The following is a 22,521-nucleotide window of genomic DNA, read 5'->3' on the forward strand; positions in this document are numbered from 1 at the left end:
CTGGTTCTTCAGTGTTTCCACCGGGGGAAGGCACCAGCGCGACAGGGGTTTGCCCGAAGTAGCGAAAAAGTGCCAGGTGCCCGGCGGGCAGGGCAACAACTGCTGACATCGCCCGTTTCACACAGGCTCCGTACACTGCGGCCATGACATCCAGCCCCTCCCCGCAGCAGCATCAGGACGACAACCTCTGGCTCGAAGACATCGACGGCGAGAAGCAGCTCGACTGGGCGCGCGCGCAGAACGCGCTCACCGTGCAGGCCTATGCGCAGTCGCCCGCGTTCGAGGCGCTCCAGCAGGGCATCCTCGAGGTGCTCGACTCGGACGACCGCATTCCGATGGTCCGCAAGATCGGCCCGCGCTTCTATTACAACTTCTGGCGCGACAAGGATCACACCAAGGGCCTGTGGCGCCGCACCACGCTGGATGAATACCGCAAGCCGCAGCCCGTGTGGGAGACGGTGATCGACCTCGACGCGCTGGCCGCGGCCGACAAGGAGAACTGGGTCTGGCACGGCGCCGACTGCCTGGAGCCCGACTACAGGCGCTGCCTGATCTCGCTGTCGCGCGGCGGCGCCGATGCCGACGTGGTGCGCGAGTTCGACCTCGAAACCAAGCAGTTCGTCGCAGGCGGCTTCTCGCTGCCCGAGGCCAAGAACCACGTGGGCTGGAAAGACATCGATCACCTCTATGTGGCCACCGACTTCGGCCCCGGCTCGATGACCAGCTCCAGCTATCCACGCATCGTGAAGGAATGGAAGCGCGGCATGCCGCTGGCCAGCGCGGTGACGGTGTACGAAGGCGCGCACGAGGACATGTCCGTCAGCGCCTACCGCGACAACACGCCCGGCTTCGAACGCGACTTCGTCTCGCGCCAGATCGACTTCTACGAAAGCGAAACCTGGCTGCGCGGCGCCGACGGCAAGCTCGCCAAGATCGACGTGCCCGACGATTCGCTGGCCGAGATCACGCGCGAGTGGATGCTGATCGAGCCGCGCACCGACTGGACCGTGGGCGGCACCACCTTCAAGTCGGGCTCGCTGCTGGCCGCGAAGTTCGACGACTACATGGCGGGCCGGCGCGAGCTCACCGTGCTGTTCGAGCCCGACGACACGACCGCACTCGACAGCCACTCGTGGACGCGCAACCACCTGATCGTCAACGTGATGCACGACGTGGTGAACCGCCTCGAAGTGCTCACGCCGCCATCGAACGGCAAAGGTGCGTGGACGCGTGAAAGCCTCGGCGGCGCGCCCGCGCTCTCCACCATCGCGGCGGGCGGCATCGACGAGGACGAGAACGACGACTACTTCCTCACCGTGAGCGGCTTCCTGCAGCCGACCACGCTCTACATCGGCACCATCGGCCAGGGCGAACCCGAGGTGCTGAAGGACAGCCCCGCCTTCTTCGACGCCTCGCGCTATCGCGTGAGCCAGCACTTCACCACCTCGAAAGACGGCACGCGCGTGCCCTACTTCGAGATCGCCGCCAAAGACCTGCTGGCCAACGGCAAGAACCCCACGCTGCAGTACGCGTATGGCGGCTTCGAGATTTCATTGCAGCCGAGCTACAGCGGCAGCATCGGCCGCGCCTGGCTCGACAAGGGCGGCGTGTACGTCATCGCCAACATCCGCGGCGGCGGCGAGTACGGCCCGCGCTGGCACCAGGCCGCACTGCAAGAGAACCGGCTGCGTACCTGCGAAGACTTCGCGGCCGTGTCCGAAGACCTGTTCGCCCGAAAGATCACTTCGCCCGGGCACCTGGGCGCGATGGGCGGCAGCAACGGCGGCCTGCTGATGGGCAACATGCTCACGCTGTACCCGAAGCTCTACGGCGCCGTCGTGAGCGAGGTGGCGCTGCTCGACATGCGGCGCTACACGCACCTGTCGGCGGGCGCCTCGTGGATCGCGGAATACGGCGACCCCGACCAGCCCGACGAGTGGGAATTCATCCAGACCTTCTCGCCCTACGAGAACGCGAAGCCGGGCCAGGCATACCCGCCCGCCCTCTTCACCACCTCCACGCGCGACGACCGCGTGGGCCCGGTGCATGCGCGCAAGATGCACGCAAAGATGGTGGCGCTGGGGTACGACAGCAGCTTCTACGAGAACCTGGAAGGCGGCCACAGCGCTGCAACGGACAACAAGGAATCCGCTTTCATGGACGCACTGGGCTACGCGTACCTGTGGCAACACCTGGAGAAGCCGTGATGAGCAACGTCAGCAGCACCCCCGTCACCCTCGAACTGATCGGCGCGCCGACCGACATCGGCGCCAGCGTGCGCGGCGCAGGCATGGGGCCCGACGCGCTGCGCGTTGCGGGCCTGCCCGAGGCACTGGCGCGGCAGGGCTACACAGTCATCGACCGCGGCAACCTCGCGGGCCCGGCCACCCCCTGGGCGCCGCCGACCAACGGGTTGCGCCACCTCGACGAAGTGATCGCCTGGAACCGCTCGGTCTACGCGGCCGTCGACACCGCGCTGGGTGCCAGCAACGTGCCGGTGATGCTGGGCGGCGACCATTGCCTGGCCATCGGCTCGATCAGCGCGGTCGCGTGGCATGCGCGCAAGCGCGGCAAGAAGCTGCGCGTGCTGTGGCTCGACGCGCACTCCGACGTCAACACCGAAACCACGAGCCCCAGCGGCAACCTGCACGGCATGCCGGTGTCATGCCTGCTGGGCCACGGGCCGGCCGTGCTCACGGGCTGGAGCGGCGAGCGCGCGGCGCTGCAGCACGACGCCATCCGCTTCATCGGCATCCGCAGCGTGGACGGCGACGAGAAGGAAGCCATTCGCACGCTGGGCCTGAGCGTGTTCGACATGCGCCACATCGACGAGCACGGCATGCGCACGACCATGACAGAGGCACTGCAGGACGTGGACGAAGACACGCACCTGCACGTGAGCTTCGACCTCGACTGCCTCGACCCGGCGGACGCGCCCGGCGTGGGCACTGGAGTGCGCGGCGGGCCGACCTACCGCGAGATGCAGCTGTGCATGGAAATGATCGCGGACACCGGGCGGCTGGGCTCGCTCGACGTGGTGGAGCTGAACCCGGCGCTCGATGTGCGCAACCAGACGGCGGAAGTGGCTGTCGAGCTCATCGAGAGCCTCTTCGGCAAGTCGACGCTGGTGCGCTAGGAGTTCTTCAGGTCAGGGACGCTCGACCTGCGCGGCCTTGGCGCGCATCGTGTAGCCCTGGTAGGCCGGCAGCGCGATGGCCGCGACGATGCCGAGCCCCACGATGACGGGCAGCAGCCATGCGCCGATCAGCACGCCAGTGGTGTTGGGCGGCGGCGGCGCGCCGAAGCGGTTGCTGCCCTTGGTGCCCGACTTGAAGATCCAGATCAGCGCGACCAGCGGGATCAGCGCCAGGAACAGCATCCAGCCCGACCAGTCCATGTCGTGCGAGCGCTGGATGCCCGTGAGCACGTAGAAGACGAAGTACGGAATCGCGAGCAGGAAGGTCAGCGCCACGATCAGCCCCTCGGAACGCCCGAGGCCGGCGATGCCGAGAATGAAACCCAGCAAGGTGGCCGCGACGATGAAGATGATGTACGAAAACATCGTGTACGCCAGGAAGCGCGCCCGCCCGATGCGGCCCTTGGCGGACCACAGCTTCACGGGCTGGACGCCCGCATCGCCCTCGTACACATCGGCTACCGTGGCGCGGGGCGCGGCATAGGGATTGGTCATCTCGGTCATGTGCTTTTCTCTCTCCTCTGTTGTGAAGTTCACATTTTGGGCAAAGACCTTTACAAAAGACCAGCCCTTTTGACGGCGTGATAGCGGTTCACCAACGCCACCGCGAGGTCGGCCGGCTCCACGTCTACCGAGAGCGGATCGTTGCCGACCACCCGCGCAAAAGCATCGCGGCGCGACTGCTCGAACAGATGCGCCGCCGCAACATCGACGGCGTCGCGCGCATGCACCAGCGGCTGGCTGGCGATGCGGCCGAGCACGCGCTCGCGCAGGCTCGCGACCAGCACGAGGTGCTTGCGGCGCAGCAGCTTGATTGCAGGGCGCAGCTCGGCCGCGTCTTCGTCGCGGAAGTTGGTCAGCACGATGACCAGTGCGCGCCGTTTCTGCACGCGCAGCATTTCCTGTGCGGCCAGGAGGTAGTCCGAATGGGTGGCGCCGGGCTGGATGTCGTGCAGCCGGTTCATCAGCGCGTTGAGGGTGGCCGTGCCCTTGCGCGGGGCGAAGTCGCGCCGCTCTTCGGCAGGGCAGCCGAAAGTCATGGCGCCGACCTCGTCGCCTTCCTTCAGCGCCACGTAGCTCAGCAGCATCAGCGCATTGAGCGCCTCATCGAAGTGGCTGTTGGCCTTCAGCGCCAGCGCGCCCTCGTCGGCGCGCATGCGGCGGCCGCAGTCGAGCAGAAACAGCACGCACTGGTCGCGGTCGTCCTGGAACTCGCGCACGATCGGTCGGCGCTGGCGCTGCGTGGCTTTCCAGTCGATGTGGCGCAGCGAGTCGCCGGTCTTGTAGTCAGAAAGTTGACGAAAGTCGGTGCCGAGCCCACGCTGCGCATAGGTCTTGATGCCGATCTGCGCCAGCCGCCGGTCGCCCGACAGCCACGCGTAGCGCGCCAGCGCGGCGAAGTTGGGATACACGCGCAGCCGACGCGGTTCGCCCAGCGTCTGCCGCATGTCGAAGCAGCCGAAGCGGGTGCGCCAGCGCAGCTGGGTGGCGCCGAATTGCGCGACGCCGCGCTGCGTTGCGGTAGCGGTGTAGCGCAGCGCGACCTGCGAGAGCGCCGGCACGGCGACGGTCTGCGGCAGGCCCTCGAAGGTGAAGTGGGCGTCGAGCTCGTCGAACACCGACACCTGCCAGGCCTGCGCGCCTTCGTTCACCAGCGTGAGCGTGAGCACCGTGGGCACGCCGAGCGAAAACGCGCCGGGCAGGCTGCGCTCGATGCGCAGCGGCGCGGCGCGCCACAGGCGCAGGCTCTGCCAGAGATCGACGCCCGCCAGCACGAGCCCCAGCGCAAGCAGCACGCCCGCCGCGATGGCGACGTAGCCCACCGGCACGCCCAGCAACAGCGCCACGGACGCGGCCACGGTCAGGCCGGCCAGCGCCAGCACGGCCGCACGCGCGGGGATCGGAACAGCAGCGCGCATCCGCGGGCCTAGAGCCTTGGTGCCTCTACGCTGTCGCGGGCGGCGCGCAGCAGGGTGTCGACGCCCAGGCCTTCGAGCTGCGCGTCGGGCGAGATCATCACGCGGTGCCGCAGTGCGGGCAGCGCCTGGCGCGCCACGTCGTCGGGCGTGATGAAGTCGCGCCCGGCCATCAGCGCGGCGGCGCGGGCGGCGCGCACCAGGGCCATGGTGCCGCGCGGCCCGGCGCCGGACGAGAGCCCCGGCCAGTCGCGCGTGGCGCGCGCGATGCGCACCGCGTAGTCGATCACGCGCTCGTCGGCCTGCACCAGGCAGGCCAGCCGCTGCAGTTCGAGCACCTGCGCCTCGTCGAGGCAGGGGCGCACGGCCTCGAGCGGAAACTGGTTGCCGGCACGCTGGCGCGTGGTCAGCTGCACGATGGCGTTCTCTTCGCTGTGGCTCGGAAAGCCGATGTCGATCTTCAGCAGGAAGCGGTCGAGCTGTGCCTCCGGAAGCGGGTAGGTGCCTTCGGTGTCGATCGGGTTCTGCGTGGCCATCACCATGAACGGGCGCGGCAGCGGCATGGCCGTGCCTTCGAGCGTGACCTGGTACTCCTGCATGACTTCGAGCAGCGCGCTCTGGGTCTTGGCCGGCGCGCGGTTGATTTCGTCGGCCAGCAGCAGGTTGGTGAACACCGGGCCCTGGTGCACGCGTAGCGTGCCGAGGCTGCTCTCGCCGCGCGCGGCGAGGTCGAGCACCGCGTGGCCCGTGATGTCCGAGGGCATCAGGTCGGGGGTGAACTGCACGCGCGCATAGCGCAGCGTCATGGCCTGCGCCAGCGCCCGGGCAAGCAGGGTCTTGCCGAGCCCCGGCACGCCTTCGATCAGCACGTGGCCCGAAGCGACCAGCGCAATCAGCGTCTGGTCGACCGCCTCGAGCTGGCCGACCACGGCCTGGCCGACCTCGGCGCGCAGCGTCTGCAGCCACTGGGCCGCACGCGTCAGTTCTTCGGGTTGGATGGCTTGCATGAGCGTCTCTCGGTTCAGGATGTGGATGAAGAAGAAGGTGAAGGCATGAACGGCCCGTGGGCGTCGAGCCGCCGGCGCGCGGTTTCCAGCACCTCCAGGTCGACCGACATGGCGCCGGCATGGCGAGCCCGCTCGCCCATCGCCCGAACGAGCATGGCCGCCTCCAGCCCGGTGGCCTGCGCGATTGCGGCGGCGCGCGCGGCGGCATCGCGGCGCGCATAGCCGCGCAGCTGGCGGCCGGCGGATTCGTTCAGCGCGCGCAGCTGCGCGGCGTGCAGCGCGTCGGCGCCGTGCATGTGCAGAAAGCCGGCGGTGCCGCGCACCTGCTCGGCCATGGAACGCCGATGCGTGCCGGCCGAGGGCGCCAGCGGCCCGAAGCGCACGGCCGCTCGCCAAAGCGCAACAGCCAGCGCCAGCAGGCCCACGAGCAGGGCCGCCCAGCCCTTGTTCCAGATCCAGCGCAGGAAGGGTTCGCGCGTTTCCTCGGCAACGAACCAGACTTCGGCGCCGCTGCGCGCCTGTACCGCGGCAACGGCGAACAGCGCGTTGTCGCCGCGCGTCAGGCTCGCGTTGTGCCACAGGCCCCAGGGCATCACGGTGACGGTGCCGCGGCCGACCTGCACGCGGATCGCTTCGGTGCCTTTCGCGCCGAGCACGGTCCACAGGGGCGGCGGCTGCTTGTCGGCGGGCCGGTAACGCGCTGGCGACCACCAGGTGCAGATGCGGAAGCTGCGGCCACCGGCGAAGCTCGCGGGCACGGTTTCGGGCTCGGTCACCGCATGGCAATCCGCGTCCTTGGCGGGTTCGGCAAACTGCGACTTGGGCAGTCGCTTCCTGGGTCCGGATGGCTCTTTCGACTCTTTCTTCTCGTCCCCGGCGGGCGGCTTTTCGCGGACCAGCGGGATCCAGCCTTCCAGCAGGTCGCTGTTGACGAGGTGGCTGGGCATCACAAGGTGCCCGCCCTGCTCGACCCACTGGCGCAGGCGCTGTTCGCGCTCGGGGAACATGTCCCAGTGGCTGGAGGCGAGCACCAGCCGTGCCTGCGCGGGGGGCATGGTGTCGAGGCTGTCGTGCTTGACCACCTGGACGCCGAGCTCGCGCAGCATCACCTGCGCGCCGTAGAACGAATTCTTCTTGGCCTCGCCGCTCGCGGGCGTCGGTATTTCGGTGTCGGCCCATTCGGTGGCGGAGACCAGCCAGAAGCCGATTGCCGCCAGCACGAGCACCGAGCCGATGCGAACCAGCCAGGCGTTCATGCGACGGCGCCCTTCAGATCGGCGACGGCTGGCGCGGCGGCGGAAAGATGCCGATCGAACTCGCCGCAGACCGCCAGCACCTGCGCGGTGGAAGGCAGCCGACCGCCGTACGCCCCCAGTTGCCAGACCCCGACCAGTCGCACGAAGAAGGCCTGCGCATCGGGCGTCAGCCGGGTCGCGGAGAGCAGCATGCATTCGCCCTCGGTGCTCGCGGCTCGCACCGGCACTTCATGCGCGTGCACGAGGCGGGACAGCGCGCCGCGGTACAGCAGCGACAGTGCGGGCCGGTGCTGGCCGCGCTGCCAGAGTGCGGCCGCGGCGTTGCCGATGTCGTCGGGCAGGCTTTCGGGCCGGATGTCGAGGCTGCCGACATGGCTGGGCAGCAGTTCCTTGCCGGGCCGCGCACCGCCGGCACGCACCTGCATCCAGCGGCGCAGGCGAACCACCAGCCAGGCCAGCGCCAGCGCGCCCAGCCCCCAGATGAGCCAGCGCGCGCCCTCGGCCACCGACCTGATGAAATCGCGCAGCCAGTCGAGGCTGTCGGTCTTCTTCTCGGGTTCGTCTTCCTCTTCGTCGTCGCGTTCCTTGAAGCGCAGCTTTCTTTCGGTCTTGGTGCCGGGCATGTTCGGATCGGCGCGCACCTTGTCGACTGCGGTCTTCACCTGTTCGCGGGTCGGGGCCTCGGCGGCGACTGCCGGCGGCGTCATCGCGACGATGGCGCACACAGCCAACACAGCCGCCGCGATACGAAGTGCGCGAAGCCTGGAGGTGTCAGCGGAACCCACGGCGGAACTCCTGCTCGATGTCCCACGCTTCGAGCTCTACCCGGCGGTTGAGGTACATCGCAAAACCGGCCGCCACGTAGAACGGCTCCAGCACGCCGACGACGAGCGCATAGGCCCCCGCCGTCAGCAGGCTCTGCAGCGGAACGTCCGACTGCGTGAGCCAGCCGAACAGATCCTTCGCGCTGCCCTCCGGCGCGAACCAGAACAGCAGCGACAGCAGGCAGATATCAAGCGCCATCTCCACGTTGGCGAACACCATCTGCATGCCCGTGGCCGCGCCGCGCCGTCCGCGCAGCAACTGGGTGCGCCGCTTGCGCCGGGCGCTGCCGCGCTGGCCTTCGAGCTGGTCGATTGCCTGGGTGAATGAACGCCAGGGCGAAAACCGCCGCCACAGCAGCGTGCGCAGCAGTTGCCCGCCCCACACCGCGCGGCGGTTTTGCCAGAGGTCGGACCAGCGCGTCTCCTGCCCGAACACCGCGCGCGAGTGAACGAACAGCAGGCTGCGGTCGAACCAGGGCTTGAGCCAGAAGATCAGCAGGCTGGGCAGCCAGCCGGCGATCTCGACCGTGCAGAGGGCGAGCAGCACGGTCACGACGTACACCGGCAGGAAGGTGCGCCACACCGAGCGCGCATGGCTGCGCACCAGCTGGGCGCCCAGATCCGCGGCCTCGGCCATGGGCCGTGGTCGCAGCGCGATGGCGAGGCCGTCAACCTGCACGGTCTTCAGCCTTTGCAGTAGCAGCAGCGGCGCGCGGCCGGCCCTGCCAGCCCAGGTACGCCAGCACCAGCACCCAGCAGGCGCCGCCCACGCCGTACTTCACGGCCGGCGCGATCCAGCGCGCCGACGACCAGAAGGCCTCGATCGCGGCGGCGACCAGCAGCAGCCCGATGACGCCGTAGACGATCACCACGGCATGCCGTGCGGCCAGCCGCAGCGATTCGAGCCGCGTGTAGCGGCCGGGCGCAACCCACGCATAGCCGAGCCGCAGGCCGGCCGCGCCCGCCAGCACGATGGCCGTGAGCTCGAAGGCCGAGTGCGTGATGACGAAGGAACAGAAGTTCTCGGCATGCCCCGCCGCGATCAGGTAGCCGCCGACCGCGCCGATCTGCACGCCGTTGAACACCACCACCGCGGCACTGCCCACGCCGGCGAATATGCCGGCCGCGAAGCAGCGAAAGCCGATGCCGATGTTGTGCATGATGTAGAAGCCGAACATCTGCCAGTCATCGCCTGCGCTGCGCGTGCGGCCCAGCGACTCGGCACTGTCGCTGTACATGGAATCGAACTGCTGCACGGCGCTGGCGTCGAGCAGGTGCAGGATGAAGCCCGGGTCGCGGTAGGCCGCCCAGCCCGCCGCCAGCAAGGGCAGCACGAACATCAGCGCGGACACCAGCAGGTAGACGCGGTGCGCCCGCACCGCCTCGGGAAAATCGACCAGCGCGAGCCGGGCGAAGCGTGCCAGGCCGTAGTCGTGCTGCCGGTAGATCAGCCGGTGCGCGCTCTGGGTCAGGCTTTCGAGCCGCTGGGTGAGGTGAATGGGGTAGGCGCGCGCCTGCGCCAGCGCCAGGTGCTCGCACACGCGGCGGTACAGCGTGGCGAGCCGCGCGCCGTCGAACTTGCGCTTGGTCTCGGCCACGCGGATGACGGCTTCGAGTTCGGTCCACAGCGGCGCATAGGCGGCTTCGAAATCAAGTGGCGTCATCGCCCGCCTCCTCGCGCATCGGCGCCGGCGCGGCGGCCCAGCACCCATTGCGCCACGCCCAGCAGGCGTTGCGACGCGGAGGCGCCGGAAGTGTCGGGGCCCAGCACCGGCTCGGCGACGCGGGCGAGTTCGTCGAAGCGCTCAGGGGTCAGGCGCGTCGCGCGTCCGGCCCAAGAGACGATGGCCATCTGCTCGCGCGCCGACAGCGGCCGTGCGGGGGCCTGCGGTTCGGCCGCGGGCACCTCGCCGTGCAGGCTCACGTGGTCGCTGAACACCACCAGCGTGCCGGCGGCCAGGTCACCAAGCCGCTTGCTGTCGCGCCGCCACAGCATCGACACGATGCCCGCGCCGTAGAAGGCCGGCACGAAGTCGGCCGCGCGCAGCAGGTTGCGGGTGAGCGCGGCGGCAGGCGTCACGGGCAGGCCCGAGTCCATCACCACGCGCAGCCCCATCACGCGCTTGCCGGGCGTGGCCGCCGCGCGCGTGAGCTCGAAGATCACGGGGTAGAGCCACTCGAGGCAGAAGTAGCTGATGAGCAGGATGCCGAAGCCCATCTTGCCCATCATGCCGACGGCGATGGAGATCACGGTGAAGATGCCGAGCCGGATCGCGAAGTCGATGAGATACGCCAGCCCGCGCGCGACCAGGCCGGCCGGGCGCAGCGAGAGCGCGATGCCTTCCGGGGTCTCGGCGGTGTAGAGCGTGTCGAGGCGCACTGGCGAAGCGCTCGCTCAGGCCTGCAACACGACGGTGTCGGCGATCTGGTCGTGCAGGCAGCGGCGCGACGCACGGAAGATGAAGAGGCTGTCGATCAGCACGTAGATCGGCCCGAGCAGCGGCCAGATGGTCGTGAAGAACGCCGGGCCGTCGCGCAGGGCCAGGATGCGTCCGATCTGCGCCCGCGAACCGTCGGGGCGGGCAATGCGGATCTTGAACAGCGCCTTGCCGATGGTCTGGCCGCGAGTGGCCAGCAGATAGCCGTGCAGAACGAGGTAGAGAACGATGCCGGAGGCCGCGCTGGAGATGCGTGGCTCCCAGAGTCCGAGGCCGTCGTCCTCCCAGAGGTTGATGGGCGTGAACTTCGCCAGGAGCCATATCACGGCGATGGAGATGCCGGCATCGAGCATCGCGGCCAGAAACCGCGTGCCGCGCGTTGCGAGTTCGCCGGGCTGCGTCTGGCCCGGCTGCAGCACGTCCTCCACATGGGATTGCGGAGGCGCGTAGCGCGCGTCCTGCGACTGATCTTCCATGCCCGTCCCTCTCCGAAACGATTGATTTTCGGAAGATTCTAGTGGGTGGGCTGCTCCGGCAGTGGGCGAACAAGGGCACTCTGCAGGGTACGCAGGTCGTCCAAGAGCAGGCTCAGGGGTGCGGCCAGGAGTGCATTCGACAGGGAGCCTTGCGACGCCTGCGCGCAGCGGTCGAGCCCGTCGAGGTCCGGTGGCGCGCCCTTGCCCGCGAGCGCATCGGCCATGCCGGCGACTGCGGCACCGGCAGCCTGCGCCGCTTCGCGCCATGCGGCGTCGGCCTGCGCGCCCTGCATCTGCCGGAACACGCGATCCAGCACCACGGCGTCCTGGAAGATGCGCGCCGCCAGCCGGGCCTTGTCGCGATAGGCACTGTGCCCCCCGGCGGTGCCGCGGCGCCACCACCGCGCCTCCAGGTCAGCGCCACCGGCCAGCACGGCCAGCCGGCCCAGCGACGCGCGCGTGCCCGCGTGAATGCGCTCCGCCTCGGCACCGGCAGGCCTTCGCGCAGCGGCCATGCGTTTCGCGATGCCGTGCAGCAACGCGGCGCAGCCCTCGTCGAAACGCGCGCCCGCGTGGTACTCGGACACGAGCGTCGAAACCGCCAGCGCCACTCCCACGCCGATGCCGATCTGCGCCATGCGCAGCAGCGCAACCTGCAGCGCCGAATGGCCGGGAATACCGCCGGCCGACAGGATGATCAACGCGGCCACCGGTGCGCTGCGCAAGCCCGGCGCGGCCGCGCTGGCAAACGCCAGCAACATGACGACGGCAAGCGTGGTCGCCAGCATCGGCGCGCCGTGGTGCTGCAGATAGACGCCGGCCAGGCCGCACAGCGCGCCGGCGGCCGTGCCGCTCACGCGGTTCCATCCGGCATCGAGCGTGGAGCCGGCGCTCGGGCGCATGACGATCAGCACGCTCATCACCGCCCAGAAACTTTCGGGCAGGTGCAACGCGGTGGCGACGCCCCAGGCGATGGCCACCGCCGCTGCCAGTTGCACGCCGGGACGCCAGCGGCCGTGGCGCCAGGGGCCAGTCAGGCGTTGCAGGGCTGGAGCACCGTTCATGCTCCTGGCCCCGGTGGATCGCCGCCTTCCAGCGCAGCGGCGATGCCGTCGATCAACCCGCAGGCCTGCAGCAGCAAGGCGCGCTGATCGGCATCGAGCGTGGCGCCGATCACCTCGGCCAATGCCGCCTCGCGCGAACGCATGAGCGCCTTCAGACGGCGTATGCCCTCGGCCGTGAGAGACAGCAGCCATTGGCGCCCATCGGTCGGGTGCGGCGTGCGGCCGATCCAGCCTTCGGCTTCCAGCTCGGCCAGCAGCCGGGTCAGCGACTGGAGCTTGACGCGTTCGAGCCCTGCCAGCGTGGTGGGCGTGCACGGCCCATGCCGATGCAACTGGCCGAGCACGCTGAGCTTGGCCACGCTGGGGCCGTCGGGTGCGGCGCTGCCGCTGCGCAACTGGCGCGTCAGCTGCGACACCGAGGTGCGAAGGCGCCAGGCGCATTGCGCCGGATCCGGGATGGTGGAAACCATGCCCAGATTGTAAGACGAATCTTGGTACTTTGAAGCCCCGGCGTCAGCCCCGGTTCGGCGACGAGTTCACCGGATAGGTGACGGCGGGCTGGGCAGCGGCGGGAGCGGGTGGCGAGGCGACCGGCGTTGTTTCCGTGGGCGTCCCGGCTTCGTCCTCCCCTTCAGGGCCTTCGAGGAAACGGTCGAGCAGCGCGAAGAAGCGGTCGTAGAAGCGCTCGTCGGTCAGCGTCTCGCTCGCGACCTTCACCATCGCGTCGTCGCTGCCCGAGAACGGCAGCGAGAGCGAACCGATCGCGCCCACGCCCAGGCTGGCCGAGTTGTTCACCTTCTTGATGCCGTAGCGGTCCTGCAGCGCCGTCGCAAAAGCCACGGTGCTCTTGCTGGCCTTGCCGCTTCTTGTGCTCTCGCGCGCGCAGACCACCCGAAACTCGACCTCGACATGCACCTCGGCCGCCGGCTGGAAGCTCTTGCGCCCGGTCACGAGGTCGGCGTTGGCGGCCGTGATCATGTAGCCCTGGCTCAGCAGCGCGCGGCGCGCGGCCTCGCAGGTCTGGGCCTCGGTGGCCTCGTAGTCGCGGGTATGGGTGGTGGTCGAGCCGAAGGCTTCGGGCTCGTAGTTCACACGGCGCGATGTGCTGCCGCAGCCGGCAAGTACAAGGGCGGACAACAGGCCGAGTACGAGAACCCGGGCGCGAACAACTGGGAAAGAAGTGAGGTGCATGGACGGCATGGAGCGGCGAATGCTAACCGGCGCCTTGCCGGCAAGGCTTCGAGCGTGCCCGCGCGCCGGCGTTCCCTGCCGCGCGAGATTTTCAGGACCAGGGCAGCACGTGATGCGCGCGCGCCCGCGTCGCCGCGATCAGCCGCGCATTGGGCGCGTCGGTGCTCGCCACCCAGGCGCGCGCCTCCTCGGCGCTGCGGCCGAACTGCTGGTGGCGCCGCACCAGGCGCTCCTCACGCACCGCATCGTCGATGTCCACGTACCAGACCTCGTCGAACATCGCCGCCGCGCCAGCCCATGGGCCGACGTCGTGCAGCAGGTAGTTGCCTTCGCTGATGACGAGTTGAGTCGTCGGCAGCACCGCAATGGCGCCGGCAATCGGCTCCTCGATCTCGCGGCGGAATTCGGGGGCGTAAACGATGTCGCCATCGGGCCGCTGCTCGCGCAGGCGCTGCAGCAGCGCGACATAGCCGGCGCTGTCGAAGGTGTCGGGCGCGCCCTTGCGGCCGGAGCGGCCGAGCCGTTGCAGCTCGACGTTGGCGAGGTGAAAGCCGTCCATGGGGACGACCTGGGCGCGGTCGCCCAGCGACTGCCGCAGCGCCTCGGCCACGGTGGATTTGCCGGCACCCGGTGCGCCCACCAGGCCGAGCAGCTTGCGTCGCCCATCGGCGAGCAAGCTGTGAATGCGGGCGTTTTCTGCTTCGCCAACAGTGTTCATCGATACGACCTCAGGAGAGATGCCATTCAGGCAGGACTTCGCGGCGGCTGAGCCAGTCCGAAAGGATGCCTTCGGCCCCGACGAAAGACGCCGCCATCCGCCGACGATAGCGCACAGAGTGTCTCGGTCGCCCCTGCTCTGACCGCCAGCCACAGGGCATCCGGGAAACTCTCCAACGGCCGCAGCCGTGCCGACGGCGTCATTTCAGAATCGCGCGAAACGTCAGGCTGATGCGCACACCAGCGCCTTCAGCCTTGGGAATTGCATGCAGCCAGCCCTGCTGGACGGCATCCGACATGTAGAGCAGCGATCCATGGGGCAAGAGGTAGTCGAACCGGACAGTGCTATCGGCCTTGCTCCGGTATGCAATGGATCGGGGGCTGCCGACGGACACGATGGCAACGCCCGTGCCGGGTGCCAACGCCTCGCTGGAGTCCGAGTGGAAGCCCATCGACGACGCACCGTCGGCGTAGAAGTTCAGCAGGCAGTTGTTGGGGCGAAATCCGAGTTGAGCTTCAATCTGGCCGCACAGGGCTTCCAGCTCGACAGGCATCGGCACCGCCTCATAAGCAATCTGCGAATAGTTGTAGGGCACGCCGAAGCTGGCCGTCTTGCGCGCCCGCATGCGCTCATCCCACGCCACCGCGGCGCAGAGCCATTCGAAAAGGGCATCGGGCGCCGCGACGAACGCGGGATCGAGGTGAAGAGGCGGACCGCTCATGGGTCCGCAGGATACAAGGAGCGGCGCTGTGCGATCAGGGGTACAGGCCGCGCTCTTGACGAGCCATCAGGATGCGCTCGCAAGCCACCGCATACGTCGCCGTGCGCAGCGTGATCTTGTGCTTGTCCGCCGTGTCCCAGATCTGGTTGAGCGCGTTCATCATGATGCGGTCGAGGCGCACGTTGATCTCGTCTTCGTCCCAGAAGAAGGACGAGAAATCCTGCACCCATTCGAAGTAGCTCACCGTCACGCCGCCGGCGTTGCAGATCACGTCGGGCACGACCAGCACGCCGCGCTCGGCGAGGATGTCGTCGGCGGTCGGCACCGTGGGGCCGTTGGCGCCTTCGAGCACCAGCTTGGCGGTGGTCTTCTGTGCGCGCTCGGCGGTGATCTGGCCTTCGAGTGCAGCCGGGATCAGGATGTCGCAGGCGACGTTCCAGAAGTCTTCGTTCGGCACGATGTCGCCGCCGGCCTTGAAGGCGACCACGCCGTCCTTGTTGGCCACCGGGATCAACTTGGCCAGGTCGAGGCCGTTGGTGTTGACGATGGTGCCGGTGTGGTCCTGCACCGCGACGATCTTGGCACCGGCTTCGGCAAACAGTTCAGCCGCGACCGAGCCCACGTTGCCGAAGCCCTGCACGGCGATGCGCGCACCGCGCAGGTCCATGCCCAGGCGGCGAGCGGCTTCACGGCCGGTGACGAACACGCCGCGGCCCGTGGCCTTGACGCGGCCCAGCGAGCCGCCCAGGTGCAGCGGCTTGCCGGTAACGACGCCGGTGGCGGTGCCGCCGACGTTCATCGAGTAGGTGTCCATCATCCACGCCATGATCTGGCCGTTGGTGTTGACGTCGGGCGCGGGGATGTCGGTGTGCGGGCCGATGATGATGCCGATCTCGCTGGTGTAGCGGCGGGTGATCTTTTCCAGCTCCTGCAGCGACAGCTTCTTGGGGTCGACGCGGATGCCGCCCTTGGCGCCGCCGTACGGCAGGTTGACGGCCGCGGTCTTGATGGTCATCCAGGCCGACAGGGCCATCACTTCTTCGAGCGTGACGTCGGGGTGGAAGCGCACGCCGCCCTTGCCCGGGCCGCGGCTCATGTTGTGCTGCACGCGGTAGCCCTCGAAGTGGGCGATGGTGCCGTCGTCCATCTCGATCGGCACGTCGACGATCAGCGCGCGCTTGGGGCGCTTCAAGGTTTCGACCCAGCGGGCCAGCGGGCCGAGGTACGGCACGACGCGGTCGACCTGCGAGAGATAGGTGCCCCACGGGCTGTTCGCGGTCGGATTGACGAAGGAGAGTTTTTCGCTCATGAGAGATCCCTTGGTTTAAACGGGTGGCCGCAACGATAGACCTCTCCCGCGCGTCGCGCCATGGCTTATGCGCGCCGCGCTGGCGGTTATGCAAGAGAGGTTTGGTTTCGCAGCCCCGGGCGGCACATCGCATCGATGTACCTGACAGAAACGTCATCTACGGGTTATCGACCCTGCAGATGCGCTTCGTAGAGTTGGCTTCACCAACCAAGGCAACCCAACCACCCTCAAGGAGTCCCGAATGAACAAGCAAGCTTCCACCACCCGACTGCTCGGCACCGCCACCCTCGCCGCCCTGCTGGGCGTGATCGCAGCGCCGAGCTTCGCCGGCAACTACGCCGAGGGCGATCCGCGTCCCGTGCCGCTGACCTCGTCGACGACGCGCTCCGCGGTGACCGCCGACGCAGTGCAGTGGCTGAAGACCGCGCCCACGCAGGGCTACACCAGCGGCTATCAGCAGGGAGCAGTCGCCGTCTCGGCCAACACCCGCGCCGCGGTGGCGGCCGACACGCGGCTGTGGATCCAGTCGGGCCTGGCGGCTCAGCAGAGCGGCGAAGCCGGTGCCGATATGACGAAGCCCGGCTACCGCCAGGCGGCAGCCGAATACACCAAGCTGCGCGCGAGCCCCGCCTACGGCGCACTGGTCGACCAGCTCAAGAATCAGCAAGCGGCGGCGCAGTCGCAGACCCAGGTTCGCTGAGAGCGCGCGAAAGAGCTGACGGCGCACGGCGGCGCCCTGGGTAGGCCAGGGTAGACCACCGCCAGCGCCTTGGTTCTATCTCCTATGGTCAGCGGTCATAGGCCGCATCTTCCGCCAGCAATCAGCGTTCGGGCCGGATAATCTTCTGATGCTCGACCTGGACCGCATCGATCTCCGGCTGCTGAAGATCCTTCAGGAGGACGGCCGCATCACCAACCTCAAGCTGGCCGAGGCGGTGGCGCTCTCACCCACCGCGGTGCTGGCGCGGGTGCAGCGGCTCACGCGCGACGGCTTCATCCTGGGCTACGAGGCTCGCCTCGATCCGCACAAGCTGGGCCGCGGCTTCACCGTCTTCGTCGAGGTGCTGCTCGACCGCACCACGCCCAATGTGTTCGACCAGTTCAAGGCCGCCGTGCAGGTGCGCGACGAGATCATGGAATGCCACATGGTCGCGGGCGGCTTCGACTATTTGCTCAAGACCCGCATGGCCGACATGGCCGCCTATCGTGAGTTCGCGGGCACCGTGCTGTGGCAATTGCCCGGCGTGCGCGAAACGCGGACTTATGCGGTGATGGAAGAAGTGAAGAGCAGCGCGCGCCTCCCGCTGGGGGTGTGAGCGCGCCAGCTGACCTCAGGCGGGCTTGCGTGCCCGCCCACCGAAGATCGCCGTGCCGACACGCACCATCGTGCTGCCTGCGCTGATCGCCGCTTCAAGATCAGCGCTCATGCCGAGCGACAGCGTGTCGAGTTCGATGCCCGCGTCGCGAATCGACTGGTACACCGCATGCGCGCGCAGGCACAACGCGCGCTGCGCCTCGAAGTCCGCCGCCGGTTCGGGGATCGCCATGAGCCCGCGCAGCCGCAGCTGTGGCAAAGCCGCCACAGCGCGTGCCAGCGCCAGTGCCTCTTCAGGCGGCACGCCGGACTTGTTGGCGCCGCCGTCCACATTAACCTGAAGGCATACATTGAGCGGCGGCAGGTGAGTCGGCCGCTGGGCCGACAGGCGCTCGGCAATCTTCAGCCGGTCGATGCTGTGGACCCAGTCGAAGTGCTCGGCCACGGGCCGCGTCTTGTTGCTTTGCAGAGGGCCGATGCAGTGCCATTCGAGGGTGGCGCGCAGATCGGCGAGGGCTTGGATCTTGTCCAGACCCTCCTGCACGTAGTTCTCGCCGAAGGCCGACTGGCCCGCCGCATGCGCCTCGCGCACCGCCTCCGGCCCGAAGGTCTTTGACACCGCCAGCAGCCGCACCTCACCCGGGTCGCGGCCGGCCGTTACACATGCCTTTGCGATCCGGCTGTTTACTTGCTGGAGGTCGTCGCCAATCATCGTCATAATCGTCCAAAATCGTATCAAAACGTCACCGAACTCGAGCCGAGGAGCCCCGTGGACATCACCCAATTGCTGGCGTTCAGCGTCAAGAACAAAGCCTCCGACCTGCACCTTTCCGCAGGCCTGCCGCCCATGATCCGCGTGAACGGCGACGTGCGCCGCATCAACGTCGACGCGCTCGATCACAAGGGCGTGCACGCCATGGTGTACGACATCATGAGCGACACGCACCGCAAGCACTACGAAGAGTTCCTGGAGGTCGACTTCTCGTTCGAGATCGACGGCCTTGCGCGCTTCCGTGTGAATGCCTTCAACCAGGCGCGCGGCGCGGCCGCGGTGTTCCGGACCATTCCCTCGAAGATCCTGACGCTGGAGCAGCTGAACGCGCCAAAGATTTTCGGCGAACTCGCGCTCAAGCCGCGCGGACTGGTGCTGGTGACGGGCCCCACGGGCTCGGGCAAGTCGACCACGCTGGCTGCGATGGTCAACTACCTCAACGAAAACGAGTACGGCCACATCCTCACGGTGGAAGACCCGATCGAGTTCGTGCACGAGTCGAAGAAGTGCCTGATCAACCAGCGCGAAGTGGGCCCGATGACGCTGTCGTTCTCGAACGCGCTGCGCTCCGCACTGCGCGAAGACCCGGACGCCATCCTGGTGGGCGAGCTGCGCGACCTCGAAACCATCCGCCTCGCAATGACCGCGGCCGAAACGGGCCACTTGGTGTTCGGCACGCTGCACACGTCGTCGGCTGCCAAGACCATCGACCGGATCATCGACGTGTTCCCCGGCGAGGAAAAGGAAATGATCCGCGCGATGCTGTCGGAGTCATTGCAGGCCGTGATCTCGCAGACGCTGTGCAAGACCAAGGACGGCCAGGGCCGCGTGGCGGCGCACGAGATCATGCTGGGCACGCCCGCCATCCGCAACCTGATCCGCGAGGCAAAGGTGGCGCAGATGTACTCCACCATCCAGACCGGCCAGGGCTCGGGCATGCAGACGCTCGACCAGAACCTGACAGAGCTGGTGCGCCGCAATACCATCTCGGCTGCAGAAGCCCGCGGCAAGGCGAAGATTCCCGAGAATTTCCCCGGCTGATCCACAGCCCCCAGGAGCACTGACATCATGGAACGCGATCAAGCCAGCCAGTTCATCAACGACCTGCTCAAGCTCATGGTGAGCCGCAATGGCAGCGACTTGTTCATCACCGCCGACTTTCCGCCGGCCATCAAAGTCGACGGCAAGGTCACCAAGGTGTCGCAGCAGGCGCTGGGCGCGCCGCACACGCTGGCGCTCACGCGCTCGATCATGAACGACCGCCAGACGGCGGAGTTCGAGCGCACCAAGGAATGCAACTTCGCGATCTCGCCGACCGGTATCGGCCGCTTTCGCGTGAACGCCTTCGTGCAGCAGGGCAAGGTCGGCATGGTGCTGCGGACCATTCCCGCCAAGCTGCCGACCATCGACGGCCTGGGCATGCCGCAGATTCTGAAAGACGTGTCGATGACCAAGCGCGGCCTCACCATCATGGTGGGCGCCACGGGCTCGGGCAAGTCGACCACGCTGGCCGCGATGATCGACTGGCGCAACGAAAATTCGTACGGCCACATCGTGACGGTGGAAGACCCGGTCGAGTTCGTGCACCCGCACAAGAACTGCGTGGTGACGCAGCGCGAAGTGGGCATCGACACCGACAGCTGGGAAGCCGCGCTCAAGAACACGCTGCGCCAGGCCCCGGACGTGATCCTTATGGGCGAAATCCGCGACCGCGAGACCATGGAGCATGCCGTGGCCTTCGCCGAAACCGGCCACCTTTGCATGGCCACGCTGCACGCCAACAGCGCCAACCAGGCGCTGGACCGGATCATCAACTTCTTCCCCGAAGAGCGCCGCGCGCAACTGCTGATGGACCTGTCGCTGAACCTGCGTTCGCTGGTCTCGCAGCGGCTGGTGCCAACCGAAGACGGCCAGGGCCGCGTGGCCGCGGTTGAAGTGCTGCTGAACACGCCGCTGATTTCCGACCTGATCTTCAAAGGTGAGGTCGGCGAAATCAAGGAGATCATGCGCAAGAGCCGCAACCTGGGCATGCAGACCTTCGACCAGGCGCTGTTCGACCTGTTCGAAAGCCACTCGATCACCTTCGAAGATGCCATCCGCAACGCGGACTCGGCAAACGACCTGCGGCTGCAGATCAAGCTGAACAGCCAGCGTGCGCGCAGCACCGACCTGGCTGCAGGCACGGAGCACTTCGCGATCGTTTAAGCGGCAATCGCTCAGTCGATCGTTCGCTGCCACGCAGCGAAGATTCCCGCCGCCAGCGCAACCACCGCCATCGCGGTGAACCCGTCCAGCGAGGCCATGAACGTGGCCTGCTGTTCCAGCGTGCGGTACAGCGTGCCCAGCGCCATGGCATGCGCCTCGCCGGCAGCGTGGCCCGCCGCCGCGAACCCACGGGTCAACGAATCCAGCGCCTGCATGAAGCTCGCGTTCGCGGGATTGGCCGATTCGCCGAGCCGCACCTCATGCAGCGCCAGCCGGTGCTGCTGCAGCGCGATCACGCTCGAGGTCGCGAATGAAATCGCCAGCTGGCGCACAAGATTCTTCAGCCGATAGCCGTGCGCGAACTCTTCCGCCGCGAATGGCTTGAAGGTGAGGTTCGCCACCGGCAGCACGACGAACAGCATCAGCAGCCCGCGCAACAGCAGCGGCACCAGCAAGGCCTCGCGCCCCGCCTGCGGCGTGACCCGCGACAGCCACCACGCCGCCAGCGCCGCAATACCGAAGCCCGTGACGATGAGCCACTTCTTGCGAGCCAGCCGTGCCGAGTATTTCAGGTAGACGAACACCAGCAACCCGGTCGCGAGCGAGGCCGCGCCCGTGAAATAGCCGGTGTTGCCCACGGTGAAGCCGAGCCCGCCTTCCATCATCCGTGGCAGCAGGTAGCTGAAGCCCGTCGAGAGGTAGTAGTAGACGACGTAGAGCGCCAGCCCCACGCGAAACGACGCGTTGCGCAGCGCATGCAGCCGCACCAGCGGCGCGGGGTGTTGCCATTGCTGCCAGCCGAACCATGCAAGCCCCGCCACGCCGGCGATGGTGAGGCCGATCAGCGCGGGCGAGCCGGTGAACAGCTCGAAGTGCGAGCGCGTCAGCACCACCTGCAGCGCAGCCTGCGCGAGTGCGAACACCACGTAGGCGACGTAGTGCGGCTCGGTGCGCTCGTGCGGCTCGACGTCGCCGATGTCGGGCAGCGTCCAGAGCACGAGCAGCCCGATCAGCGCCGCAACCGGCGCGGTGCTCGCGAACAGCCAGCGCCAATCGAAGTTGGTCACGAGAAAGGCGCCCGCGATGGGCGCCAGAGCGCCGCCGAAGACGATCAGCACCATGAACGCCTTCAGCGCCTTGGCGCGGCGTGCGGGCGGAATGCCGATCTGGATCAGGATGCGGCAGGCGCCGAGCATCGGGCCGACGAAGTAGCCCTGCACGGCGCGCGCGAGCGTGAGCTGCATCGAGCTGTCGCACAGCGCCGCGCCCACGCCGCCCAGGGCAAAGGCGAACATGCAGACGGCCAGGTAGCGCCTGTAACCCAGCCGCTCGATCCACGCATGCTGATGCAGGATGCCGAGCACCGCGCCCAGCGCATAGGCGCTCGAAGCCCACACGAGTTCGTCGGGCGAGGCGTTGACGCCGCCGGCGATGTAGCTGGCGAAGAAGGCGAACAGCGCGTTGTCGAAATAGTCGATGGCCGTGACGAGGCCGATGGCCCAGGGCAGCAGCGCGGCCGCGGCATTGCCGCGCGAAGGCCGCGCCAGAGCCGAAGTGTTCATGACGCCGGCCGTTCCTTGCGGCGCTGTTCGAGCGCCTCTTCCACCGGCTCGCCGGCCAGGCGACGCTCCACATAGTCGAGGTCGCGCCGCAATTGAACCTGTAGCGAAGCCGCCTCCTTGAGCTCCCTGCGGACCTGCGCCACGCGCGCATCGAGCGTGCCCAACTGCTCGGTGAGCGTTTCGCGCAGCGTCTTGAGTGACGCATTCGACAGCCGCGGGCGCCCGCCTTCGGCCGGCGCCTCCATCGGCTGCTGCAGCATCGTGGTGATGGCTGTCAGCGAAAAACCCAGCGAGCGCATGCGCAGCACGCGCGCCAGCTTGTCGAGGTCAGCCTGCTCGTACAAGCGGTAGCCGCCCTCGCTGCGCACCGGCACCACGATGCCCAGCTCCTCGTAGTACTTGAGTGTGCGCGGCGTCACGTCGAGCCGGGCCGCGGCATCGCGCACGGTGATGGTCTTGGCGGGGCTCGGGTCGGTCATGGTCGGAGCATTTTACTCGAACCTGTACGTTCACGTACAGGTTAAGGACATCGCACCTGTCGCGGAATGGCT

24 protein-coding genes are annotated in these 22,521 nt (G+C 68.0%); 6 read left to right on the forward strand and 18 right to left on the reverse strand.

The features are described 5' to 3' along the window. The first annotated feature begins 143 nt into the window (after positions 1–143). Both ACTG4X_RS31805 and rocF read left to right on the forward strand, forming a co-directional pair. Positions 144–2,207: a prolyl oligopeptidase family serine peptidase gene (locus tag ACTG4X_RS31805; protein ID WP_440532829.1), complete on the forward strand. Its 2,064-nt coding sequence runs from the start codon at positions 144–146 to the stop codon at positions 2,205–2,207. Further along, on the forward strand, positions 2,207–3,136 hold the full coding sequence (rocF, locus tag ACTG4X_RS31810; protein ID WP_093178439.1) for an arginase: 930 nt from the start codon (positions 2,207–2,209) through the stop codon (positions 3,134–3,136). The genes ACTG4X_RS31805 and rocF overlap by 1 nt, the downstream gene beginning before the upstream one ends. A 12-nt stretch (positions 3,137–3,148) precedes the next feature. On the opposite strand, the gene ACTG4X_RS31815 is transcribed toward rocF, so the two are convergent. The 15 genes from ACTG4X_RS31815 to ACTG4X_RS31885 form a co-directional block, all read right to left on the reverse strand. After that, on the reverse strand, positions 3,149–3,700 hold the full coding sequence (locus ACTG4X_RS31815) for a DUF805 domain-containing protein (RefSeq protein WP_440532830.1): 552 nt from the start codon (positions 3,698–3,700) through the stop codon (positions 3,149–3,151). Between the two features lie 50 nt (positions 3,701–3,750). Further along, positions 3,751–5,115 (reverse strand): DUF58 domain-containing protein, encoded by a 1,365-nt coding sequence (locus tag ACTG4X_RS31820; protein WP_093078967.1) that lies wholly within the window; start codon positions 5,113–5,115, stop codon positions 3,751–3,753. 8 nt (positions 5,116–5,123) lie between these two features. Beyond that, positions 5,124–6,119, reverse strand: coding sequence for an AAA family ATPase (locus tag ACTG4X_RS31825; RefSeq protein WP_093078969.1), 996 nt, complete (start codon positions 6,117–6,119; stop codon positions 5,124–5,126). Between the two features lie 14 nt (positions 6,120–6,133). Continuing rightward, entirely contained in the window at positions 6,134–7,375 is a 1,242-nt protein-coding gene (locus ACTG4X_RS31830) for a DUF4350 domain-containing protein (protein ID WP_440532831.1), read from the reverse strand. Further along, positions 7,372–8,160, reverse strand: a complete 789-nt coding sequence (locus tag ACTG4X_RS31835; RefSeq protein WP_440532832.1) for a DUF4129 domain-containing protein — start codon at positions 8,158–8,160, stop codon at positions 7,372–7,374. Before ACTG4X_RS31835 ends, ACTG4X_RS31830 begins: the two co-directional genes overlap by 4 nt. After that, complete coding sequence (locus tag ACTG4X_RS31840; RefSeq protein WP_093078972.1) at positions 8,147–8,878, reverse strand: hypothetical protein; 732 nt, start codon at positions 8,876–8,878, stop codon at positions 8,147–8,149. The genes ACTG4X_RS31835 and ACTG4X_RS31840 overlap by 14 nt, the downstream gene beginning before the upstream one ends. Continuing rightward, entirely contained in the window at positions 8,868–9,863 is a 996-nt protein-coding gene (locus ACTG4X_RS31845; protein ID WP_440532833.1) for a stage II sporulation protein M, read from the reverse strand. Before ACTG4X_RS31845 ends, ACTG4X_RS31840 begins: the two co-directional genes overlap by 11 nt. Then, positions 9,860–10,579: an RDD family protein gene (locus ACTG4X_RS31850; protein ID WP_093057676.1), complete on the reverse strand. Its 720-nt coding sequence runs from the start codon at positions 10,577–10,579 to the stop codon at positions 9,860–9,862. The genes ACTG4X_RS31845 and ACTG4X_RS31850 overlap by 4 nt, the downstream gene beginning before the upstream one ends. Before the next feature lie 15 nt (positions 10,580–10,594). After that, positions 10,595–11,113 carry an RDD family protein gene (locus tag ACTG4X_RS31855; RefSeq protein ID WP_093057677.1) on the reverse strand — a complete coding sequence of 173 codons (519 nt, stop codon included), beginning with the start codon at positions 11,111–11,113 and terminating at the stop codon, positions 10,595–10,597. Between the two features lie 38 nt (positions 11,114–11,151). Then, positions 11,152–12,177, reverse strand: coding sequence for an FUSC family protein (locus ACTG4X_RS31860; protein WP_097197842.1), 1,026 nt, complete (start codon positions 12,175–12,177; stop codon positions 11,152–11,154). Further along, on the reverse strand, positions 12,174–12,647 hold the full coding sequence (locus tag ACTG4X_RS31865) for a MarR family winged helix-turn-helix transcriptional regulator (RefSeq protein WP_097197841.1): 474 nt from the start codon (positions 12,645–12,647) through the stop codon (positions 12,174–12,176). The genes ACTG4X_RS31860 and ACTG4X_RS31865 overlap by 4 nt, the downstream gene beginning before the upstream one ends. Before the next feature lie 43 nt (positions 12,648–12,690). After that, on the reverse strand, positions 12,691–13,314 hold the full coding sequence (locus ACTG4X_RS31870; protein WP_440532834.1) for a DUF2242 domain-containing protein: 624 nt from the start codon (positions 13,312–13,314) through the stop codon (positions 12,691–12,693). A gap of 145 nt (positions 13,315–13,459) precedes the next feature. Next, entirely contained in the window at positions 13,460–14,086 is a 627-nt protein-coding gene (locus ACTG4X_RS31875; protein ID WP_097197839.1) for a nucleoside/nucleotide kinase family protein, read from the reverse strand. 199 nt (positions 14,087–14,285) lie between these two features. Beyond that, positions 14,286–14,807: an alpha-ketoglutarate-dependent dioxygenase AlkB family protein gene (locus ACTG4X_RS31880; protein ID WP_097197838.1), complete on the reverse strand. Its 522-nt coding sequence runs from the start codon at positions 14,805–14,807 to the stop codon at positions 14,286–14,288. Positions 14,808–14,841: 34 nt separating this feature from the next. After that, positions 14,842–16,116: a Glu/Leu/Phe/Val family dehydrogenase gene (locus ACTG4X_RS31885; protein ID WP_093057682.1), complete on the reverse strand. Its 1,275-nt coding sequence runs from the start codon at positions 16,114–16,116 to the stop codon at positions 14,842–14,844. 241 nt (positions 16,117–16,357) lie between these two features. Between ACTG4X_RS31885 and ACTG4X_RS31890 the strand changes: the two genes are divergently transcribed. Together ACTG4X_RS31890 and ACTG4X_RS31895 are read left to right on the forward strand one after the other, a co-directional pair. Further along, positions 16,358–16,816: a hypothetical protein gene (locus ACTG4X_RS31890; RefSeq protein WP_440532835.1), complete on the forward strand. Its 459-nt coding sequence runs from the start codon at positions 16,358–16,360 to the stop codon at positions 16,814–16,816. A 148-nt stretch (positions 16,817–16,964) separates the two neighbouring features. Then, entirely contained in the window at positions 16,965–17,432 is a 468-nt protein-coding gene (locus ACTG4X_RS31895; RefSeq protein ID WP_093057684.1) for an Lrp/AsnC ligand binding domain-containing protein, read from the forward strand. A 15-nt stretch (positions 17,433–17,447) separates the two neighbouring features. Here ACTG4X_RS31895 and ACTG4X_RS31900 read toward each other — a convergent pair whose 3' ends face one another. Then, positions 17,448–18,149 (reverse strand): YggS family pyridoxal phosphate-dependent enzyme, encoded by a 702-nt coding sequence (locus tag ACTG4X_RS31900; protein ID WP_440534448.1) that lies wholly within the window; start codon positions 18,147–18,149, stop codon positions 17,448–17,450. A 51-nt stretch (positions 18,150–18,200) separates the two neighbouring features. On the opposite strand from ACTG4X_RS31900, the gene ACTG4X_RS31905 reads away from it, so the two are divergent. Both ACTG4X_RS31905 and ACTG4X_RS31910 read left to right on the forward strand, forming a co-directional pair. Further along, complete coding sequence (locus ACTG4X_RS31905) at positions 18,201–19,244, forward strand: type IV pilus twitching motility protein PilT (protein ID WP_007833310.1); 1,044 nt, start codon at positions 18,201–18,203, stop codon at positions 19,242–19,244. 27 nt (positions 19,245–19,271) lie between these two features. Next, complete coding sequence (locus ACTG4X_RS31910) at positions 19,272–20,408, forward strand: PilT/PilU family type 4a pilus ATPase (protein ID WP_097197835.1); 1,137 nt, start codon at positions 19,272–19,274, stop codon at positions 20,406–20,408. Between the two features lie 11 nt (positions 20,409–20,419). Here the strand turns inward: ACTG4X_RS31910 and ACTG4X_RS31915 are convergent, their stop codons facing one another. Continuing rightward, on the reverse strand, positions 20,420–21,970 hold the full coding sequence (locus ACTG4X_RS31915; protein ID WP_440532836.1) for an MFS transporter: 1,551 nt from the start codon (positions 21,968–21,970) through the stop codon (positions 20,420–20,422). Further along, positions 21,967–22,449: a MerR family transcriptional regulator gene (locus tag ACTG4X_RS31920; RefSeq protein ID WP_093057688.1), complete on the reverse strand. Its 483-nt coding sequence runs from the start codon at positions 22,447–22,449 to the stop codon at positions 21,967–21,969. Before ACTG4X_RS31920 ends, ACTG4X_RS31915 begins: the two co-directional genes overlap by 4 nt. Between the last annotated feature and the right edge of the window lie 72 nt (positions 22,450–22,521).

The organism is Variovorax sp. YR566 (assembly GCF_051992195.1).
Classification (GTDB): Bacteria; Pseudomonadota; Gammaproteobacteria; order Burkholderiales; family Burkholderiaceae_C; genus Variovorax.

Bases quoted from the DNA above. Each gene is read 5' to 3' on its own strand.
- ACTG4X_RS31860 (WP_097197842.1), bottom strand. From the start codon at position 12,177: ATGAACGGTGCTCCAGCCCTGCAACGCCTGACTGGCCCCTGGCGCCAC.
- ACTG4X_RS31885 (WP_093057682.1), bottom strand. From the start codon at position 16,116: ATGAGCGAAAAACTCTCCTTCGTCAATCCGACCGCGAACAGCCCGTGG.
- ACTG4X_RS31915 (WP_440532836.1), bottom strand. From the start codon at position 21,970: ATGAACACTTCGGCTCTGGCGCGGCCTTCGCGCGGCAATGCCGCGGCC.
- rocF (WP_093178439.1), top strand. From the start codon at position 2,207: ATGAGCAACGTCAGCAGCACCCCCGTCACCCTCGAACTGATCGGCGCG.
- ACTG4X_RS31910 (WP_097197835.1), top strand. From the start codon at position 19,272: ATGGAACGCGATCAAGCCAGCCAGTTCATCAACGACCTGCTCAAGCTC.
- ACTG4X_RS31890 (WP_440532835.1), top strand. From the start codon at position 16,358: ATGAACAAGCAAGCTTCCACCACCCGACTGCTCGGCACCGCCACCCTC.
- ACTG4X_RS31880 (WP_097197838.1), bottom strand. From the start codon at position 14,807: ATGAGCGGTCCGCCTCTTCACCTCGATCCCGCGTTCGTCGCGGCGCCC.
- ACTG4X_RS31825 (WP_093078969.1), bottom strand. From the start codon at position 6,119: ATGCAAGCCATCCAACCCGAAGAACTGACGCGTGCGGCCCAGTGGCTG.
- ACTG4X_RS31875 (WP_097197839.1), bottom strand. From the start codon at position 14,086: ATGAACACTGTTGGCGAAGCAGAAAACGCCCGCATTCACAGCTTGCTC.
- ACTG4X_RS31845 (WP_440532833.1), bottom strand. From the start codon at position 9,863: ATGACGCCACTTGATTTCGAAGCCGCCTATGCGCCGCTGTGGACCGAA.
- ACTG4X_RS31900 (WP_440534448.1), bottom strand. From the start codon at position 18,149: ATGACGATGATTGGCGACGACCTCCAGCAAGTAAACAGCCGGATCGCA.
- ACTG4X_RS31820 (WP_093078967.1), bottom strand. From the start codon at position 5,115: ATGCGCGCTGCTGTTCCGATCCCCGCGCGTGCGGCCGTGCTGGCGCTG.
- ACTG4X_RS31920 (WP_093057688.1), bottom strand. From the start codon at position 22,449: ATGACCGACCCGAGCCCCGCCAAGACCATCACCGTGCGCGATGCCGCG.
- ACTG4X_RS31895 (WP_093057684.1), top strand. From the start codon at position 16,965: ATGCTCGACCTGGACCGCATCGATCTCCGGCTGCTGAAGATCCTTCAG.
- ACTG4X_RS31805 (WP_440532829.1), top strand. From the start codon at position 144: ATGACATCCAGCCCCTCCCCGCAGCAGCATCAGGACGACAACCTCTGG.
- ACTG4X_RS31815 (WP_440532830.1), bottom strand. From the start codon at position 3,700: ATGACCGAGATGACCAATCCCTATGCCGCGCCCCGCGCCACGGTAGCC.
- ACTG4X_RS31865 (WP_097197841.1), bottom strand. From the start codon at position 12,647: ATGGTTTCCACCATCCCGGATCCGGCGCAATGCGCCTGGCGCCTTCGC.
- ACTG4X_RS31830 (WP_440532831.1), bottom strand. From the start codon at position 7,375: ATGAACGCCTGGCTGGTTCGCATCGGCTCGGTGCTCGTGCTGGCGGCA.
- ACTG4X_RS31855 (WP_093057677.1), bottom strand. From the start codon at position 11,113: ATGGAAGATCAGTCGCAGGACGCGCGCTACGCGCCTCCGCAATCCCAT.